Genomic DNA, 18,658 nt, shown 5'->3' on the forward strand with positions numbered 1-18,658 from the left:
CCGCGGTCTCCGGATCGTCCTCGCAGGACCAGACCTGCAGGAGTGACATGACCTACCCCCGATCTTCCGCCTTCGGCCCCGCAGCCGATGCGCCCGCGGCCGTCGTCCCGAGCCCGCGCTTTCCCGACCTCGAGCGCGACATCCTCGCCTTCTGGGAGCAGGACGACACGTTCCGCGCGTCGATCGCGCAGCGCGACGGCGCCGACGAGTGGGTGTTCTACGACGGCCCGCCGTTCGCCAACGGCCTGCCGCACTACGGCCACCTCCTCACCGGGTATGCGAAGGACCTCTTCCCGCGCTTCCAGACGATGCGCGGCAAGAAGGTCGACCGCGTCTTCGGCTGGGACACGCACGGCCTTCCTGCCGAACTCGAGGCCATGAAGCAGCTCGGCATCACCGAGAAGAGCGAGATCGAGGAGATGGGGATCGCCGCCTTCAACGCGAAGGCGCGCTCGTCCGTCCTCGAGTACACGCAGGAGTGGGAGAACTACGTCACCCGCCAAGCGCGGTGGGTCGACTTCGAGCGCGGCTACAAGACGCTCGACACCGGGTACATGGAGTCGGTGCTGTGGGCCTTCAAGGAGCTCTACGACAAGGACCTCGCCTACGAGGGGCACCGCGTGCTGCCGTACTGCTGGCGCGACGAGACGCCGCTGTCGAATCACGAGCTGCGCATGGACGACGACGTCTACAAGATGCGCCAGGACCCGTCGGTGACGGTGACCTTCCCGCTCGTCGGCGCGAAGGCCGAGGCTCTGGGACTCACCGCGGTCCGCGCCCTCGCCTGGACGACGACTCCGTGGACCCTCCCGACCAACCTCGCGCTCGCCGTCGGCCCCGACATCGAGTACGTCGTCCTCCCGGGCGGACCCACGGGAGCAGCCGATGTCCACGAGGACGCCCTCGAGGGCCAGTCGCACCGCTACCTGCTGGCCGCGGACCTGCTCGCGAACTACGCGAAGGACCTCGGCTACGCCTCCGCCGACGAGGCCCGCGACGCCGTCGACCAGACCGTCCGCGGAGCGGAGCTCGCCGACGTCGCCTACGACCGGCTCTTCGACTACTACGCCGACGAGGAGACCTGGGGCACCCAGCACGCCTGGCGCATCCTCGTCGACGACTACGTCACGACGACCGACGGCACGGGCATCGTCCACCAGGCCCCGGCCTACGGTGAGGACGACCAGCGCGTGACGGGGGCCGCCGGCATCCCGCTCATCATGAGCCTCGACGACGGCGGACGCTTCCTGCCGCAGGTGACCGACGTCGCCGGCGAACTGTGGATGGACGCCAACCGCCCCCTCATCCGCCTGCTGAAGGCCGAGGGGCGCCTCCTGCGCGAGGCGTCGTACGAGCACTCGTACCCGCACTGCTGGCGCTGCCGGAACCCTCTCATCTACAAGGCCGTCTCGAGCTGGTTCGTCCGGGTCACCTCGATCAAGGACCGCCTCGTCGAGTTCAACGAGCAGATCACCTGGGCGCCCGAGAACGTCAAGCACGGTCAGTTCGGCAAGTGGCTCGAGGGTGCGCGCGACTGGTCGATCAGCCGCAACCGGTTCTGGGGGTCGCCGATCCCGGTGTGGAAGAGCGACGACCCCGAGTACCCCCGCGTCGACGTCTACGGCTCGCTCGAGGACCTCGAGCGCGACTTCGGCCGACTGCCGGTCAACGAGGCGGGCGAGGTCGACCTGCACCGCCCCTTCATCGACGACCTGACCCGTCCGAACCCCGACGACCCGACGGGTCAGTCGACGATGCGCCGCATCGAGGACGTCTTCGACGTGTGGTTCGACTCCGGGTCGATGCCGTACGCGCAGGTGCACTACCCGTTCGAGAACCGCGAGTGGTTCGACGAGCACGCTCCCGCCGACTTCATCGTCGAGTACATCGGGCAGACCCGCGGCTGGTTCTACGTCATGCACGTACTCTCGGGCGCGCTCTTCGACCGCCCGGCGTTCTCGGGCGTCGCCTGCCACGGCATCGTGCTTGGCAGCGACGGGCAGAAGATGTCGAAGTCGCTGCGCAACTACCCGGACGTCAGCGAGGTCTTCGACCGCGACGGCTCCGACGCGATGCGCTGGTTCCTCATGAGCTCGTCCGTCCTCCGCGGCGGCAACCTCGTCGTCACCGAGGAGGGCATCCGCTCCGGTGTCCGCGAGTTCCTGCTGCCGCTGTGGAACGCGTGGTACTTCTTCTCGACGTACGCGAACGCGGCGGGCGGCCCCGACGGTGCCGGCTACGAGGCGCGTCGTCGGACGGACTCGACGAACGTCCTCGACCGCCACATCCTCGCGCTCACGGGCGATCTCGTCCGGGGCGTCGCCGCCGACCTCGAGGCGCTCGACTCGACGATGGCGGCCGCGAAGCTCCGCGAGTTCGCCGAGGCGCTGACCAACTGGTACATCCGGCGCTCGCGCGACCGGTTCTGGGTGGGGGTGGATGCCGCCGACCCGACCACGACCGAGGCCTTCGACACGCTCTACACGGTGCTCGAGACGCTCACCCGCGTCGCGGCTCCGCTCATCCCGCTCGTGTCCGAGCGCATCTGGCAGGGTCTCACCGGGGGGCGCAGCGTCCACCTCGAGGACTGGCCCGACGCCGACGAGTTCGCCCCGGCATCCGACATCCGCGAGGCGATGGACACCGTCCGCGAGGTCTCGTCCGTCGCGAACGCCCTGCGCAAGAAGGAGGGCAAGCGTGTGCGTCTGCCGCTCGCGAACCTCACGGTCGCGGTGGGCGGTGCCGACGCGCTCGCGCAGTTCGAGGACATCGTGCGCGAGGAGCTCAACGTCAAGGCCGTTCAGGTCGTCGAGCTCACGGACGGCCTGGCCGAGCAGTACGGCATCAGCCAGCGCCTCGCGGTCAACGCGCGCGCGGCAGGTCCCCGCCTCGGCAAGCAGGTGCAGCACGTTATCAAGGGCGCCAAGGCGGGTCTGTGGAGCGAGCAGGACGGCGTGGTCGTCGTCGACGGCATCGCGCTCGAGCCGGGGGAGTACGACCTCACGCTCGAGGCGGGCGGCGTCGCCGAGGGCACCGCGATCGCGCTCCTCCCGCGCGGCGGATTCGTGCTGCTCGACACCACGACGACGCCCGAGCTCGAGGCCGAGGGCCTCGCGCGCGACGTCATCCGCGCCGTGCAGGACGCCCGTAAGGCGGCCGGCTTCGAGGTGAGCGACCGCATCGCGCTGCAGCTCACGTTCGACGACACCGGCGACGCCGAGGCGGTCGCCGCCGCGTTCGACGTGGCCGACGTCGCGGGGGAGACCCTCGCGGTCGCCGACCTCGTCGCCACCGCCGACGGCGACACCCTGCGCGGCGAGGCTCTGCGCTCGACGCCGGAGCACACGGCATCCGTCCCCGTCGGCACGTACGCGAACGCCGGCTCCTTCACGATCGGCGTGCGCCGGATCGGAGCGACCTCATGAGCGACCGGACACGAGCGGATGCCGTCTACGCGGCGCTCCTGGAGCGGCAGGGCGAGCGCTGGGTCGAACCCCGTGTCGAGCGCACCCGCCGTGCCCTGGAACTCCTCGGCGACCCGCAGCGGACCTACCGCGTCGTCCATGTGACGGGAACGAACGGCAAGACCTCGACGAGTCGCATCGCCGAGTCGATCGTCCGTGCTCACGGGCTTCGGACCGGGCTCTTCACGAGCCCGCACCTGCAGCGTTTCACGGAACGGATCATGGTCGACGGCGAGCCCATCGCCGATGCTGCGATCGCCGACGCGTGGGACGAGATCGCACCGATCGTCGCGCTCGTCGACGAGGAACTGGACGGCAAGGACGAGCCTCCGCTGACCTTCTTCGAGCTGCTGACGGTGCTCGCCTTCGTCGCCTTCGCCGATGCTCCCGTCGACGTCGCGGTGGTCGAGGTCGGCATGGGTGGTGCGTGGGACTCGACGAACACCGCCGACGGCGACGTCGCGGTGTTCGCACCGATCGACATCGACCACGCCGACAAGCTCGGCGACACGATCGCCGAGATCGCCACCGTGAAGTCCGGCATCATCAAGCCGAACGCCGCCGTCGTCTCGGCGGCCCAGCAGACCGCGGCGCTCAGCGTCCTGACGACGGTTGCGCGCGCTCAGGGTGCGTCGCTGGCGGTCGAGGGGGAGCAGTTCGGTCTGCTCGACCAGAAGCTCGCCGTCGGCGGTCAGCTGCTGACCGTCCGCGGACTCGCGGCCACGTACGACGAGCTCTACCTGCCCCTGTACGGCGCGCACCAGGGTCACAACGCCGCGTTGGCGGTCGCCGCCGTCGAGTCGCTCATCGGGGGCGGGTCGCAGCCCATCGCCGCTGACGTGCTCGCGGACGGCCTCGGCAACGTCACCTCGCCCGGTCGTCTGCAGCTCGTCGGCATCGCGCCCACCGTCCTCGTCGACAGTGCGCACAACCCGCACGGAGCCCGTTCGCTGGTCGCGGCCCTCGGCGACTCGTTCGATTTCGACGACTGGGGTCTCGTGCTCGGCGCGTTCGCCGACAAGGACGTCGCGGGGATCGTGCAGACGCTCGCCCCCGCGGTCGCGCACGTGTTCGCGACCGCTCCGGAGTCCGACCGGGCGGAGGAGCCGGATGCCGTCGCCGACCTCGTCGAGCAGACCGAGACACCCGTCACGGTCTACCGCGACCTCGCCGAGGCGGCCGAGGCGGCCCGCGCGTGGGCGTCGGAATCCGACCGCCGTGCCGTGGTGATCGCCGGCAGCGTCGTGCTCGCCGGGGAGGCCGTCGTGCTCGCCGAAGCCGAGGACTGGAAGTCGGGGTACCGTTCGTGAGCCGTCAGCCCCGTCCGCGACGACAGCCCCGTCCGCGACGACAGCGCGGCGCGCGCGAGTCGCTCCTCTCGGTGATCCTCGGCTTCGAGTCGATCGTCGCGTTCCTGGCAGGTCTCGCCGTCTACGGCCTGCGTGCCCTTCCCGCAGGCATCGAGCCGTGGTGGGGGATCGTCGGCGGCGCGGTCCTCGGTGTCGTCATGATCATCCTCAGCGGGTTCACGCGCTACCGCTGGGGTGTCATCGCGGGCTTCGCCCTGCAGGTCCTCATCGCTCTCGGTGCGTTCCTCGTGCCGGCGCTCCTGATCGCCGCCGCCGTTTTCGGCGCGCTGTACGTGTATGGCACCATCAAGGGCGGCGCGCTCGACGAGCGCAACGCCACACTCGCCGCCGAGGCGGAGAAGAACGGAGACTGACATGGCCACCGAACAGACACTCGTCCTCGTGAAGCCCGACGGCGTCGCGCGCGGGCTGACCGGCGCGATCCTCGCCCGCATCGAGGCGAAGGGGTACTCGCTCGTCGACATCCGCCTCGCGGAGCCGGACCGCGAACGCCTCGAGCAGCACTACGCCGAGCACGAGGGCAAGCCGTTCTACGAGCCGCTGCTGGAGTTCATGATGTCCGGGCCGTCCGTGGCGATCCGCCTCGCCGGCAACCGCGTCATCGAGGGCTTCCGCTCGCTCGCGGGGACCACCGACCCGACCACGGCCGCGCCCGGCACGATCCGTGGCGACTTCGGTCGCGATTGGGGCCTGGCGGTGCAGCAGAACCTCGTCCACGGCAGCGACAGTGTCGAATCCGCGAACCGCGAACTCGCGATCTGGTTCGACTGACGATCGATCCGCATGCGCCCGTCCCGGCTCCGGGGCGGGCGCATCGTCGTCTCAGCGGGTGAACTCCGCGATCCAGTCCAGGCGCACCTGAGCGATGACTCCGACGACGGCGAATGCGACGATCGCCATCAGCGGCGTCCACGCCATCAGCGCGTCGGCCCGGCGCCGAATGGCTGCAGATGCCGGTATCGCGCCCTCCCTGACGAGGTGGACGGCCACGGCGAAGAACGTCGGGATCGTGACCGACCACGTCACCATGCACCACGGGCAGAGGGTCGCGAGCACGAAGATGCTCTGCGTGATGAGCCACAGCACGAAGGCGAATGCGGCGGTCACCCCGAGCCCGAACAGCAGCCAGAACCACCGCGCGAACCGCGCCCCCGCCAGGAGCGCCGCACCCACCACGATCGGGGCAACCCAGCCGGTGAGACCAAGGATCGGGTTCGGGAATCCGAACACCGATCCCTGCGCCGAATCGAGGTTCTTCCCGCACTGGACCAGGATGCTGATGTCGCAGGATGCCGAGGAGCCGGGGTTTTGGAGGAGCGAGAACTTCTCGGTGGTCAGCGCGAACGCGGCGATCCATCCCACGACACCGGCGAAGATCAGCCAGATGGCGAAGACGGTCGGGCGGGGAGAGCGGGTCCGCGTGGTCATGCGGGCGATTATCGCACCGGGACTGATCGGTCCTCTGACCGCCCGGCCGTGCATATCGGAGGCCTGCGGTCACGGTTTCACCCCGGGTAGTGGGATAATGGGGGTCGACGTCCTCGCGGCCGCGCCGCCAAGATGTCACCAGAAGACTTCGGGCTATCGACGCCCGCGCAGCATCACCCCGCCGAGTGTGCGGGGATCGGCTGCAGACCGAATGAGTTCGCGGCACCCCCGACAACGGAGCGGCGCCGCCCGATTTCGCCGGACGGCACGCGGGGCCGTCGGCTAGGAGTAGGCCAGAGATGGCAGATGAGAAGAACGACACAGCAGCATTCGATGCGGTCGACGGCGATCTGACGCCCGAGACGACCGAGCAGACGGAGCAGGCCGCGGAGATCACCCCGGCACCCGTCGCTGAGGCGCCGGCCGAGGACGCGGCTCCCGCGGCGGGATCCGAGGACGAGACTGCGGCTGAGGCGCCGGCCGCTCAGCCGGATGGTGTCGCCGAGGCTGAGGCGGTCGCTGAGCCCGAGGCGCCCGCGGAGCCCGAGGCGCCCGCGGAGCCCGAGGCGCCCGCGGAGCCCCAGCAGGACGTCGAGCCCGAGGCGCCCACTGAGCCCGAGATCCCGACAGCGGTCAGCTTGGGCCTGCTTCCGGAGCAGTTCGTCTCGGCCGTGTCGACCGCTCTGCACTTCTACGCGCCCGAGGTCGCCCCGTTGCCGGCGCTGCCCAGGGATGAGAGCGAGCGCGAGGACCGCGAGGAGGCCGGAGCCGAGGCATCCGGTGGATCCCGCCGTCGCAATCGTCGCCGTGGCGGCGGCAGCGCCCCTGAGCAGAGCGACGAGCCAGCCGCGCCCCGTCGCCGTGCCGTCGAGGTCATCACCGAACCGCAGCGGATCAAGGGTTCCACGCGGCTCGAGGCCAAGAAGCAGCGTCGTCGCGATGGACGCGAGGCCGGCCGTCGCCGCGCCGTCGTCACCGAGGCCGAGTTCCTCGCCCGGCGCGAGTCCGTCGACCGCGACATGATCGTCCGTTCGCGCGGCGGCCGCATTCAGATCGGCGTGCTCGAGGACAACGTCCTCGTCGAGCACTACGTCGCCCGCAACCAGGACGCGTCGCTCATCGGCAACGTGTACCTCGGTCGTGTGCAGAACGTCCTCCCCAGCATGGAGGCCGCCTTCGTTGATATCGGTCGGGGCCGCAACGCCGTGCTGTACTCCGGCGAGGTCGATTGGGATGCCGTCGAGACGGGCAACCAGCCCCGCCGCATCGAGCTCGCCCTCAAGTCCGGCGACCGCGTCCTCGTGCAGGTCACGAAGGACCCCGTGGGTCACAAGGGCGCCCGCCTGACGAGCCAGATCTCGCTTCCGGGGCGGTACCTCGTGTACGTGCCGGGCGGTGCCATGAACGGCATCTCGCGCAAGCTCCCCGATACCGAGCGGGCGCGTCTGAAGAAGATCCTCAAGGAGGTCCTGCCGGAGTCCTCGGGCGTCATCGTCCGAACGGCGGCGGAAGGCGCCACCGAGGAGCAGCTGACGCGCGACGTCCAGCGTCTCACCTCGCAGTGGGAGCACATCAGCGCGCAGGCCCAGACGGGCCAGGCTCCGGCCCTCCTGCACTCCGAGCCCGACCTCCTGGTCAAGATCGTCCGCGACGTCTTCAACGAGGACTTCCGCAAGATGCTCATCCAGGGCGACGAGGCGTACGACACCATCACGTCGTATCTGACGGGCGTCGCTCCCGACCTGCTCGAGCGCATCGAGAAGTACGAGGGCGAGCAGGACCCGTTCGACGTCTTCCGCGTCACGGAGCAGATCGAGAAGGCGCTGGACCGCAAGGTGTGGCTGCCCTCCGGCGGTTCCCTCGTGATCGACCGCACCGAGGCGATGACGGTCGTCGACGTCAACACCGGCAAGTTCGTCGGCACCGGCGGAAACCTCGAAGAGACGGTCACGAAGAACAACCTCGAGGCCGCGGAGGAGATCGTCCGCCAGCTGCGCCTTCGCGACATCGGCGGCATCATCGTCGTCGACTTCATCGACATGGTGCTCGAGTCCAACCGAGACCTCGTCCTCCGTCGCCTCGTCGAGTGCCTGAGCCGCGACCGGACGAAGCACCAGGTCGCCGAGGTCACGTCGCTCGGCCTTGTGCAGATGACCCGCAAGAAGATCGGCCTGGGCCTGCTCGAGACCTTCAGCGAGGCGTGCGAGGTGTGCGCCGGCCGCGGCGTCATCGTCCACCACGACCCCGTCGTCAAGCACCGCTCCTCGGGCGGCGACCGCGGCAACGGCAACGGTGGCAACGGGAACAACCGTCGGCCGCGTCAGAACGGCGGAGCGTCGCAGAGCCAGGGCGGCGGAAACGCTCCCGCAGCCCCGGGGCACACGCACGTCATCACAGAGGGTGTGAAGTCGGCGCTCGCGCAGATCGCGGCATCCACTATCCAGCCTCACGAAGAGGCTGCTGCCGCGGCCGTGGAAGAACCCGTCGCCGCGGAGCGTCCCGAGCGGGCGAAGCGTCCCCGTCGCAAGAAAGCCGACTCGGCGCCCAAGAGTGACGCCGACCGACTCCTCGACTCGGTGCTCGAGGCTCTTCCGGAGCCGAAGGCGCCCGGTCAGGGCCGTGCGCGCCGGCGCGTCACGACCGCTGCCCTCACGGGTACGCCGGTCCAGACCGCGTCGAACGAGGACTGACCTCGCCCGTCACCGCCCGCGACGTTCGCGGGCGGTGACGCGCAGGCCCGAAGCGATCAGGCGCCGCACCAGCTCGTGCGCTCCGACGCGCTCCGCGCCGCCTGCGACCAGCCTGTCGATCACGTCTTCGGGCACGTCGTAGTGATCGCGGTCGAATGCGCGGGGCGGGATGCCGTGCCCCGCCGCGAATGCGTGGAGCTCGGCGAGGTCGCTGTCCGAGACCAGGTGGGCCCAGAGCTTGCCGTGGGCGGGCCACATCGCGGAGTCGACGAGGATGGCCATCCGCCGATCATAAGCGGGCACGGGAACGCACGGACGGGCACGGCGCGCCGGGCCGCGCTTTTGCCCTCACTGCGGGGATCGGGTATTCTGGTCCCTTGGTGCGTCACGTGTCGCAGGCAGTTGCGATGCAGAGCCTGGCTTCCGCACCATGACTTCCAGTCTCATCAGACAATCGGAGCCGTGCGCTCCACAGAAGAAACAAGGTGTGAAGTGGTTTACGCAGTTGTGCGCGCCGGTGGCCGTCAGGAGAAGGTTCAGGTCGGCACCATCGTCGTCCTCGACCGTCAGTCGGCCAAGGTCGGCGACAAGATCGAGCTCCCCGCCGTCCTGTTCGTCGACGGCGACGCCGTGACGACCGACGCCGACAAGCTCGCCAAGGTCAAGGTCACCGCCGAGGTCCTCGGTGAAGAGCGCGGCCCGAAGATCATCATCCAGAAGTTCAAGAACAAGACCGGCTACAAGAAGCGCCAGGGCCACCGTCAGGACCTCACGCGCGTCAAGATCACCGGCATCAAGTAAGCAGCCGAGAGGACACGAGAGATGGCACACAAAAAGGGCGCAAGCTCCACCCGTAACGGTCGTGACTCCAACGCACAGCGCCTCGGCGTGAAGCGCTTCGGTGGTCAGCAGGTCCTCGCCGGCGAGATCATCGTCCGCCAGCGCGGTACGCACTTCCACCCCGGCGCCGGTGTCGGCCGCGGTGGCGACGACACGCTGTTCGCTCTGGCCGCCGGTGCGGTCGAGTTCGGCACGAAGGGCGGCCGTAAGGTCGTCAACATCGTGTCGGTCGCTGAGTGACCACACACATTCCTTGACGAGGGGCGGGCTACGGCCCGCCCCTCGCTCTTTCCCCGCCGACGTTCGTCGGCCCCCCTGTCAGGAGACACCGCATGGTGACGTTCGTTGATCGCGTGACGCTGCATTTGAGCGCCGGCAAGGGCGGCAACGGATGCGTGTCGGTGAAGCGCGAGAAGTTCAAGCCCCTCGCCGGTCCTGACGGCGGGAACGGCGGTCACGGCGGCGACGTCATCCTGGTCTCCGACCCTCAGGTGACGACGCTCCTGTCGTACCATCACTCTCCGCACCGTTCCGCAGGCAACGGCGGTTTCGGCATGGGCGATCACCGCTCCGGCGCCCAGGGCGAGGCCCTCGAACTCCCGGTCCCGGTCGGTACGGTCGTCAAGGACGAGACGGGTGAGGTCCTCGTCGACATGGCGACGCCCGGCATCCGCTTCGTTGTCGCCCCCGGCGGCCAGGGCGGTCTCGGCAACGCTGCCCTCGCGAACCCCAAGCGCAAGGCGCCGGGATTCGCGCTGCTCGGTACCCCGGGGTGGATCGGCGACGTCCAGCTCGAGCTGAAGACCGTCGCCGATGTGGCCCTGGTGGGCTTCCCTTCCGCCGGCAAGTCGAGCCTCATCGCCGCGATCTCGGCAGCCCGCCCGAAGATCGCCGATTACCCCTTCACGACGCTCCACCCGAACCTCGGTGTCGTCCAGGCCGGTGACGCGCGCTACACGGTGGCCGACGTCCCGGGCCTGATCGAAGGAGCGAGCGAGGGCAAGGGCCTCGGCCTCGAGTTCCTCCGCCACGTCGAGCGCTGCACGGCCCTCGTGCACGTGCTCGACTGCGCGACGCTGGAGCCCGGCCGCGACCCGATCAGCGACCTCGACGTGATCCTCGCGGAGCTCGCCGCCTACCCCGTCCCCGAGGGGCAGATCCCGCTCCTGGAGCGCCCGCAGCTCGTCGCGCTGAACAAGCTCGACGTGCCCGAGGCGAAGGATCTCGCCGATCTCGTGCGCCCCGAGCTCGAGGCCCGCGGATTCCGCGTCTTCGACATCTCCACCGTCAGCCGCGACGGCCTCCGTCAGTTGACCTTCGCACTGGGTGAGATCGTCGAGGAGCACCGTGCTGCGCTGGCCGCGGCGCCCGCTCCCGAGCGCGTCGTCATCCGGCCGCAGGGATCGAAGAAGGACTTCGAGATCCGCGTCGAGGGCGGCACCTACGGCAACATCTACCGCATCCTGGGCGACAAGCCGGTGCGGTGGGTGCAGCAGACGGACTTCCAGAACGAAGAGGCCGTCGGCTTCCTGGCCGACCGCCTCGAGAAGCTCGGCGTCGAGGACGGCCTCTTCAAGGCCGGCGCTCAGGCCGGATCGACGGTCGTCATCGGCCCCGGTGATGGCATCGTCTTCGACTGGCACCCGTCGCTCGGCTCCGCCGCCGAGCTCATGACCGCGCCGCGTGGCACCGACCCGCGTCTCGACCTGAACCCCCGTCGCACGACCTCGCAGCGCCGTGATCGCTATCACGAGCGCATGGATGCCAAGGCCGAAGCGCGCGCCGAACTCGAGTCCGAGCGGATCGCCGCGACTCGGGGGGAGGACGAGGACGAGTCGTGACGCTGCAGGACCGTGCCGGCCTCGCCGGCGCACGTCGCGTCGTCGTCAAGGTCGGCTCATCGTCGATCAGTGGTGAGAACGCGGAGAAGATCGGGCCGATCGTCGATGCCCTCGCCGAGGCGCATGCACGCGGGACCGAGGTCGTCCTGGTGTCGTCCGGTGCGATCGCGACCGGCATGCCGTTCCTGCTGCTCGACGCCCGCCCGAGCGACCTCGCGACGCAGCAGGCCGCCGCGGCCGTCGGTCAGAACGTCCTGATCTACCGCTACCAGGAAGCCCTCCGCCCCTTCGACATCGTGGCCGGCCAGGTCCTGCTCACGGCGGGAGACCTCGAGAACCCGACGCACCGCTCGAACGCGCGGCGGGCGATGGAGCGGCTGCTGGGCCTGCGCATCCTCCCGATCGTCAACGAGAACGATACGGTCGCCACCCACGAGATCCGTTTCGGCGACAACGACCGGCTGGCGGCCCTCGTCGCGCAGCTCGTCGGCGCCGACGCCCTCGTGCTCCTGAGCGACATCGAGACGCTGTACACGCGTCCACCGGACGAACCGGGTGCTGAGCCGATCATCGACGTCGCCTTCGGTGACGACCTCTCCGGCTTCCAGTTCGGCTCCGTCGTCGTGAACAGCGTCGGCACCGGGGGAGCGGCCACGAAAGCCTCCGCTGCGCGCCTCGCGTCCGCGGCGGGCATCGCCGTCCTCGTCACGAGCGCCGACCTCGTGCACTCCGCGCTCCGCGGCGAGCAGGTCGGCACGTGGTTCGCCCCCAACCCGCACCCCGCGGCTCCGACCACGACGGCGCCTGTCCGGGTCGACGGCGCCTGACGGCTGAGGCGGCCAGCCGCCCGCCCTAGACTTGGCGGATGACCACCACCGCCGCAACGCCGCAGGAGCGCATGCAGTCGGCTCGGACCGCCTCCCGCTCCGTCGGGCTGTTGACGGATGCCGCCAAGGCCGGCGTCCTGTGGGGGCTCGCCGATGCGATCGACGCGAACGTCGACCTCATCGTCTCGGCCAACGCCGAGGATGTGGCCCGAGGTCGAGCCGATGGCCTCACGACGGGTCTCATCGACCGGCTCACCCTCGACCCGGCCCGTGTGCGCGCCCTGGCCACCGCCGTCCGCGACGTCGCCGACCTCCCCGACCCGGTCGGCCGCGTGCTCGATGACCGCGTCCTCGACAACGGTCTGCACCTCCAGAAGGTGTCGGTGCCGTTCGGGGTGATCGGCTCGATCTACGAAGCTCGTCCGAATGTGACCGTCGACATCGCCGCGCTCGCGCTGCGCTCCGGGCAACGCCGTGGTCCTCCGCGGTGGCAGTGCGGCGCAGTCCTCGAATGCGGCGCTCATCTCGGTCATGCGCGGCGCCCTCGCGAACGCCGGCGTCGACCCCGAGGCGATCCAGACAGTGGACGACTTCGGTCGCGATGGTGCGCGGGCCCTCATGCGGGCGCGCGGCCTCGTCGACGTCCTCGTGCCCCGTGGCAGCGCGCAGCTCATCGAGACCGTCGTGACGGAGTCGTCGGTGCCCGTCATCGAGACGGGTGCGGGTGTCGTGCACATCGTGCTGGACGCGTCCGCCCCGCTCGAGTGGGCGACGGACATCGCTGTCAACGCGAAGGTCCAGCGGCCGAGTGTCTGCAACGCCGTCGAGACCCTGCTCGTGCATCGCGACGCCGCGACGCGCTTGGTCCCGCCGGTCGTCGCCGCGCTCCAGGAACGAGGGGTAACGGTTCACGGCGACGCCGAGGTCGCCGCGCTGGCATCCGATGTCGTCCCCGCGACCGAGGACGACTGGGCGACCGAGCACATGAGCCTCGACATCTCGATCCGCGTCGTCGACGGTCTCGACGACGCCCTGGCGCACATCCGGCGCTACTCCACGCAGCACACCGAGTCGATCATCACGACGGACGACGGGATCGCCGAACGGTTCCTCGCCGAAGTGGATGCCGCCGTCGTCATGGTCAACGCGTCCACCAGGTTCACCGACGGTGGCGAATTCGGGTTCGGCGCGGAGGTCGGCATCTCGACGCAGAAACTCCATGCGCGGGGACCCATGGGGCTGCCCGAGCTCACCACGACGAAGTGGCTCGCGCGGGGCGCCGGGCAGATCCGGTCCTGACCACCTAAACTGTTTCTGCACCCGACCCCTCGAACGGAGCCCGAATGAACTTCGCGACGACCATCGTCCGCGCCGCAGCCGAGACCGAGCACCACGGTGGCAACGTCATGGCCACGACCTTCGGGTACGGCATCGTCGCGTTCGTGCTGTTCCTGCTCCTCGGACTCGTGACCCTGTCGTACCGCAACGTGGCCAACCGCCACGCACACAAGGCCGAGGCGTACGCCGCGAAGAACCCCGTGCAGCAGGCGGGCCACGGCCACCACTGAGGCCGTGTCGATGGCAACCACGCGCGCACCGCGTATCGGTGTGATGGGCGGCACGTTCGACCCGATCCATCACGGACACCTCGTGGCGGCCAGCGAGGTCGCGCAGTCGTTCGGGCTGGACGAGGTCATCTTCGTCCCCACCGGTGAGCCGTGGCAGAAGTCGGGCGTCTCGTCCGCCGAGCACCGGTATCTGATGACCGTCATCGCGACGGCATCCAACCCGATGTTCACCGTCAGTCGCGTGGACGTCGACCGGACCGGCAAGACGTACACGATCGACACCCTGCGGGATCTGAAGGAGCAGCGGCCGGATGCCGACCTCTTCTTCATCACCGGAGCGGACGCCATCGCGCAGATCCTCGGTTGGCGCGACGTTGCGGAGCTGTGGGACCTGGCTCACTTCGTCGCGGTGTCCCGTCCGGGGCACACCCTGAACGTCGAAGGGCTCCCGTCCGACGACGTGAGCAAGCTCGAGATCCCGGCTCTGTCGATCTCCTCCACCGACTGCCGCGCTCGCGTGCGTCGCGGACACCCCGTCTGGTACCTCGTCCCCGACGGCGTCGTCCAATACATTGCGAAGCATCACCTGTATCGGAGCAAGGCATGAGTACACCAGACCAGCCGGGCACTCCGCCGCTCACACGGCGCCAGCTGCGCGAACTGCGCAACACGGCATCCACGCCCATCATCACCCCCGAAGAGGCCCAGGCGGATGTCGATGCTTCGGACGCCGCCGCGGAAGAAGCTGCTGCCGCTGCAGTGGAGCAGGAGGTCGAGGTCGCGCCTGAGCGGACCCCCGTCGCTCTCGCGGACGATGCCGAGCTCGACCCGGATGCGCACCCTGTCAGCCGCCGCCAGGCGCGGTACCTCGCGAAGATGCGAACCGGCGCCGTGGACGTCCTCCCCTCGGAGCCCGAGACGGGCGACGTCGCGACGACGGATGCCGAGCCGTCGGAGTCCGACGACTCTCACACCGATGTGGGCGAAGTCGAGTCCTCCGAGCCTGTCGTCGAGGATGAGCCTGTCGTCGAGGATGAGCCTGTCGTCGAGGATGAGCCTGTCGTCGAGGATGAGCCTGTCGTCGAGGATGAGCCTGTCGTCGAGGATGAGCCTGTCGTCGAGGATGAGCCTGTCGTCGAGGATGAGCCGGCGGAGGCGGAAGACGTCGCGGATGATGCGGAGCGGACGCCCGTCATCGCCCCGGAGCTCGGAGCGCAGCTGCTCGAGGAAGGGGCGGCCCCGGTCGAGCTTCCGCCATCGTTCGACCAGCTCCTGACCCGAGGGGGGAGCGGTTCCGCCTCGGCGCCGAATGCCCTCATCCTGTCTCAGACGCCCGAGACCGGCTCGTTGTCGGTACCCATCCTCGGAACCGGTGAGCTGATCATCACCGGCAGCTACGCACTTCCCGAGAGCTTCGGCTCCACGGGAGTCGGGCCGGGGAACTCTGATGGCAAGGATGCGGACGCCGCCCTCATCGACGGCGAGCTGCCCCCGGCATCCTCGCCCACGCCGATCGCCGCGTCGTCGGCGATCAGTACCATTAAGAGTGCGGATGAGATCATCCGCCCTCCGGCGCCCGAAAAGGGCAGCCGTCTCATCATGACCCTCGCGATCTGCGCCGGTGCCCTCGGACTGGCCCTCGCGACGGTGCTCATCCTCACCCTTGTGAACGGAAACTTCTGATGGTTGCTGCAGAGCACACGCACGAACTCGTCCAGGTGGCTGCGGCCGCCGCAGACAGCAAGGGCGGCACGGACTTCGTCGCCTTCGATGTGTCGGGCCCCCTTCCGCTGATCGATGCCTTCCTCCTCGTCACCGGTAACAGTGAGCGCAACGTCGCCGCCATCGCCGACGAGGTCGAGGACAAGATGCTCGACGCAGGCCAGAAGCGTCTGCGCCGTGAGGGACGCGACGAGTCGCGCTGGGTCCTCCTCGACTTCGGCGACCTCGTCGTCCACGTCTTCCACGAGGAGGAGCGCGTGTTCTACGGGCTCGAGCGCCTGTGGAAGGACTGCCCGATCATCCCCGTGACGATCGCGGAGCCCACCCCGAGCGAGTGACATCGTCGCCTCGTGTTCAGAGCACTCCTCCGCGTGTAGTAAGCTGGATGAGTTGCCGCGAGCGGCGACCAAGGGCCTGTGGCGCAGCTGGTAGCGCACCTGCATGGCATGCAGGGGGTCAGGGGTTCGAGTCCCCTCAGGTCCACCAAATACCCCGGTTCGCCGGGGTTTTTGTGTTTCCGAAAACCGAAGGTGTCACTCGTTCGTCGACGTCTGGGGCGCTCTCCGCGGGCTCATGTCGACCTGAGCCTGCCGGTCACAGATCGTTGAGGTCGCGCGTAGGGTCGCTGGCATGCGCCACGATGTCGCGGGCGACGTCGGCGAGGCGCTGCTGACTCGTCCGTGCGTGCGCCCGCAGACGCTGGAATGCCTCGTCCATGTCGATGTTGTGCGTGTGGGCCAGGACGCCCTTCGCCTGTTCGATCACGACTCGACTGTCGAGCGCCTGCTGCAGCTGCGTGCGCGCGACATCCGCCTCGCGGAATGCCTGCTCGTGGAGGATGCCGATGGTCGCGATATCCGCCAGTCCGCGCGCTGCGAGAGAGTCTTCGGGGCTGAGGCTCTCCGAACCGTCGCCGAAGAGGTTGAGAGAGCCGATGACCTCGTTGCGCAGACGCAACGGCACGGCGTGCATCCAGTTGTAACCCAGCGCCCCTGCGCTTTCAGCGAAGAGCGGCCAGCGTTCCCGGATGGATGAGATGTCGTCGACGCTCACCGGTTCGCCGGATCGGTAGGCATCGACGCAGGGACCTTCATCCGCGGTGAGCTGAAGGAGGCTGATGAGCTGGCTTCGCTCCGTCGTCGAGGCGACGACTTCGAGCGGTTGCCCTCCGGTGCGCAGAAGGATGCCGGCATCCGCCGCTGAGAAGATCTCCGAGCACCGTGACACCAGGCGATACAGCAGATCGACGACGTCATATCCACCCACCATGGTGTCCGCGATCTCCACGAACGTCTCGATGAGCTGCTTTTCCCGCGGTTCCCTGCTCATGTCTCCAACCTCCTCCGAATCACGCTGGTCTCAGGCGGTGAAATCGATCTCGCGACTGATGATGGACTCCGCGATCTCCGTCACTGACCGTCCAGATGCGAACGCGTGGGCGCGGATGACCACGAGCGCGTCATCGGAGTTCACTCGCAACTGCGCGCAGACCATGCCGGTTGCCTGATGGACGATCCGTCGAGACGATGAACCGAAACCGGCGTCGGCAGCGTTGCCGGCCAGAACCCGCTCGAAGATACGGAGGGCGGCCGCATCCGCCATCAGGGAGGCAAGGGCAACGTCCCGCTGCTTCAGTGCTCCTCGGCCGTCGGCGTACAGATCGACGACTCCCACCTCGAGCGCACCGACGGTCATCGGGAACGCGTACAGGGAGCTAACACCGTGATGCGCGGCGACGGACTGGAGCATCGGCCAGTCCGTCGTCGCCGCGTCGCGGAGATCGTGCAGAAGGACGGGGGTGCGCGCGACTCGGGCGTCCCAGCCTGGCCCGACCCCGGAACTCAGCTGAATGTCTTCGAGAGCCGCAGCCGCGCCGTCGCTCGCACACACGGTCTCGACGTCGAACGGGTCGCCCAGCGTCGAGACGCCCACATGATGAACCGGAAGCATCGTCAGAAAGACGGCACAAATCGGGTCATCGTCCACTGAGTGGGAACCGAGCACGTTTCCTCCAGACCTGGGTATCCCGAGGCGGCCTAGGTCCAGGGACGCTGATCCCATTGTAGGGAGTCCCCGCGCGGGCGTCGTCCTCCTTGTGTTGGTCTCCGGGATGCCAATACAGTGACACCACGCTGCCCCGGACCCCGGCTCGCCAATATCAACCGAGCGAGAGCAGAGGATCGTCATGCCGACATACACCGGCCCGCAGAAGGACCGTCTCCGGTGGAAAGTGACCGAACCCGGATTGCACGTCTGCGAAGACGGCGCGCGACACGTGGGTTTCGTCGTGAGCGTCGACGGCGGCTTCATCGCGTTCGATGACGCGTCCAACCCCCTCGGTCGCTACCAGCGGCTTCGGGCCGCCAAACAATCCGTCGAGACGATCCCGGCGCGGCGCTTCATGCAATTTTGGCACTGACGACCTTGAACGGCACGCCGACAGGCCTAGTACTCGTCCTCGGGGGCCTTGTCGGGGGGGAGGACGAAGCACGGCGAGAACGAGCTGATTTCTAAGTGACCGTTCTGGTAGTCCGCGATGATGTAACCCGACCCGTAGGGGCCAACAAGTTGCGCGCGGGCACGACCGTCTTTGGTGATGTCCTTGGGCTTCAGCTCAGAATTGTCACGGTAGGCATCCAACACCATCGATATCAGTTTGGATGGATCTGCAGTCGGGGACAGCTCGATCGTGGTGCCTCCGGTCCAGGCATACGCGCCTTGCGCGCTGCACGGCATGAGAACACCTGTGGCCTCCTGGTCCGCAGCTCGGATACTTTCCGCCGGCAGCTTCGAGACGATCTCATCCTCGACGTCCTGTGCGATCTTCTTGGCTGCCCCAACGGTCAGCCCCGGTTGCTTACCGTTCACGGCGTCTCCTCCTGGGTTTACGTTCGTCGTCGAAGAGCAT

The 18,658-nt window shown here is 68.7% G+C and carries 19 protein-coding genes, 1 tRNA gene and 1 pseudogene; 16 read left to right on the forward strand and 5 right to left on the reverse strand.

The window, feature by feature from the left end; translation table 11 throughout:
* The first annotated feature begins 47 nt into the window (after nucleotides 1–47).
* From ileS to ndk, 4 genes are read left to right on the forward strand one after another with little or no spacing between them, the layout of a single operon-like run.
* Nucleotides 48–3,425, forward strand: coding sequence for an isoleucine--tRNA ligase (gene ileS / locus QE428_RS10990; protein WP_307469094.1), 3,378 nt, complete (start codon nucleotides 48–50; stop codon nucleotides 3,423–3,425).
* On the forward strand, nucleotides 3,422–4,774 hold the full coding sequence (locus QE428_RS10995; RefSeq protein ID WP_307469096.1) for a folylpolyglutamate synthase/dihydrofolate synthase family protein: 1,353 nt from the start codon (nucleotides 3,422–3,424) through the stop codon (nucleotides 4,772–4,774). The genes ileS and QE428_RS10995 overlap by 4 nt, the downstream gene beginning before the upstream one ends.
* On the forward strand, nucleotides 4,771–5,187 hold the full coding sequence (locus QE428_RS11000) for a DUF4233 domain-containing protein (RefSeq protein WP_091353105.1): 417 nt from the start codon (nucleotides 4,771–4,773) through the stop codon (nucleotides 5,185–5,187). The genes QE428_RS10995 and QE428_RS11000 overlap by 4 nt, the downstream gene beginning before the upstream one ends.
* A 1-nt stretch (nucleotide 5,188) precedes the next feature.
* Entirely contained in the window at nucleotides 5,189–5,605 is a 417-nt protein-coding gene (ndk, locus tag QE428_RS11005) for a nucleoside-diphosphate kinase (RefSeq protein WP_307469102.1), read from the forward strand.
* Between the two features lie 51 nt (nucleotides 5,606–5,656).
* Here ndk and QE428_RS11010 read toward each other — a convergent pair whose 3' ends face one another.
* Nucleotides 5,657–6,262 (reverse strand): vitamin K epoxide reductase family protein, encoded by a 606-nt coding sequence (locus tag QE428_RS11010; RefSeq protein ID WP_307469105.1) that lies wholly within the window; start codon nucleotides 6,260–6,262, stop codon nucleotides 5,657–5,659.
* A 299-nt stretch (nucleotides 6,263–6,561) separates the two neighbouring features.
* On the opposite strand from QE428_RS11010, the gene QE428_RS11015 reads away from it, so the two are divergent.
* Nucleotides 6,562–8,952 (forward strand): Rne/Rng family ribonuclease, encoded by a 2,391-nt coding sequence (locus QE428_RS11015; protein ID WP_307469106.1) that lies wholly within the window; start codon nucleotides 6,562–6,564, stop codon nucleotides 8,950–8,952.
* Nucleotides 8,953–8,961: 9 nt separating this feature from the next.
* Here QE428_RS11015 and QE428_RS11020 read toward each other — a convergent pair whose 3' ends face one another.
* On the reverse strand, nucleotides 8,962–9,234 hold the full coding sequence (locus tag QE428_RS11020; protein ID WP_133399501.1) for a DUF4031 domain-containing protein: 273 nt from the start codon (nucleotides 9,232–9,234) through the stop codon (nucleotides 8,962–8,964).
* Nucleotides 9,235–9,444: 210 nt separating this feature from the next.
* Here QE428_RS11020 and rplU point away from each other — a divergent pair, with 210 nt between their 5' ends.
* From rplU to QE428_RS11070, 10 genes and pseudogenes are all read left to right on the forward strand, one after another.
* On the forward strand, nucleotides 9,445–9,753 hold the full coding sequence (gene rplU / locus QE428_RS11025; RefSeq protein ID WP_165971349.1) for a 50S ribosomal protein L21: 309 nt from the start codon (nucleotides 9,445–9,447) through the stop codon (nucleotides 9,751–9,753).
* A gap of 21 nt (nucleotides 9,754–9,774) precedes the next feature.
* Entirely contained in the window at nucleotides 9,775–10,032 is a 258-nt protein-coding gene (rpmA, locus tag QE428_RS11030) for a 50S ribosomal protein L27 (RefSeq protein ID WP_064002214.1), read from the forward strand.
* A 92-nt stretch (nucleotides 10,033–10,124) separates the two neighbouring features.
* A complete protein-coding gene (obgE, locus tag QE428_RS11035) occupies nucleotides 10,125–11,633 on the forward strand; it encodes a GTPase ObgE (RefSeq protein ID WP_133399502.1) in 1,509 nt (502 codons plus the stop codon).
* Nucleotides 11,630–12,460, forward strand: a complete 831-nt coding sequence (proB, locus tag QE428_RS11040) for a glutamate 5-kinase (RefSeq protein WP_091353128.1) — start codon at nucleotides 11,630–11,632, stop codon at nucleotides 12,458–12,460. Before obgE ends, proB begins: the two co-directional genes overlap by 4 nt.
* 38 nt (nucleotides 12,461–12,498) lie before the next feature.
* Nucleotides 12,499–13,759, forward strand: a pseudogene (locus QE428_RS11045) (glutamate-5-semialdehyde dehydrogenase).
* A 44-nt stretch (nucleotides 13,760–13,803) separates the two neighbouring features.
* Nucleotides 13,804–14,028 (forward strand): hypothetical protein, encoded by a 225-nt coding sequence (locus QE428_RS11050; RefSeq protein WP_091353133.1) that lies wholly within the window; start codon nucleotides 13,804–13,806, stop codon nucleotides 14,026–14,028.
* 10 nt (nucleotides 14,029–14,038) lie between these two features.
* Nucleotides 14,039–14,635: a nicotinate-nucleotide adenylyltransferase gene (gene nadD, locus QE428_RS11055; protein ID WP_133399504.1), complete on the forward strand. Its 597-nt coding sequence runs from the start codon at nucleotides 14,039–14,041 to the stop codon at nucleotides 14,633–14,635.
* On the forward strand, nucleotides 14,632–15,711 hold the full coding sequence (locus QE428_RS11060; protein WP_307469120.1) for a hypothetical protein: 1,080 nt from the start codon (nucleotides 14,632–14,634) through the stop codon (nucleotides 15,709–15,711). The genes nadD and QE428_RS11060 overlap by 4 nt, the downstream gene beginning before the upstream one ends.
* Nucleotides 15,711–16,088, forward strand: a complete 378-nt coding sequence (gene rsfS / locus QE428_RS11065) for a ribosome silencing factor (protein WP_091353140.1) — start codon at nucleotides 15,711–15,713, stop codon at nucleotides 16,086–16,088. The genes QE428_RS11060 and rsfS overlap by 1 nt, the downstream gene beginning before the upstream one ends.
* 72 nt (nucleotides 16,089–16,160) lie before the next feature.
* Nucleotides 16,161–16,236, forward strand: a tRNA-Ala gene (locus QE428_RS11070).
* Nucleotides 16,237–16,344: 108 nt separating this feature from the next.
* Here QE428_RS11070 and QE428_RS11075 read toward each other — a convergent pair.
* On the reverse strand, nucleotides 16,345–17,079 hold the full coding sequence (locus QE428_RS11075; protein ID WP_307469127.1) for a GAF and ANTAR domain-containing protein: 735 nt from the start codon (nucleotides 17,077–17,079) through the stop codon (nucleotides 16,345–16,347).
* Between the two features lie 30 nt (nucleotides 17,080–17,109).
* On the reverse strand, nucleotides 17,110–17,682 hold the full coding sequence (locus tag QE428_RS11080; RefSeq protein WP_307469130.1) for a GAF and ANTAR domain-containing protein: 573 nt from the start codon (nucleotides 17,680–17,682) through the stop codon (nucleotides 17,110–17,112).
* A gap of 253 nt (nucleotides 17,683–17,935) precedes the next feature.
* Between QE428_RS11080 and QE428_RS11085 the strand changes: the two genes are divergently transcribed.
* A complete protein-coding gene (locus QE428_RS11085; RefSeq protein WP_307469133.1) occupies nucleotides 17,936–18,169 on the forward strand; it encodes a hypothetical protein in 234 nt (77 codons plus the stop codon).
* A gap of 26 nt (nucleotides 18,170–18,195) precedes the next feature.
* Here the strand turns inward: QE428_RS11085 and QE428_RS11090 are convergent, their stop codons facing one another.
* Nucleotides 18,196–18,618 (reverse strand): hypothetical protein, encoded by a 423-nt coding sequence (locus QE428_RS11090; protein WP_307469135.1) that lies wholly within the window; start codon nucleotides 18,616–18,618, stop codon nucleotides 18,196–18,198.
* Nucleotides 18,619–18,658: the final 40 nt, after the last annotated feature.

The sequence above is a fragment of the Microbacterium sp. SORGH_AS_0505 genome (assembly GCF_030818715.1).
Lineage (GTDB): Bacteria > Actinomycetota > Actinomycetes > Actinomycetales > Microbacteriaceae > Microbacterium.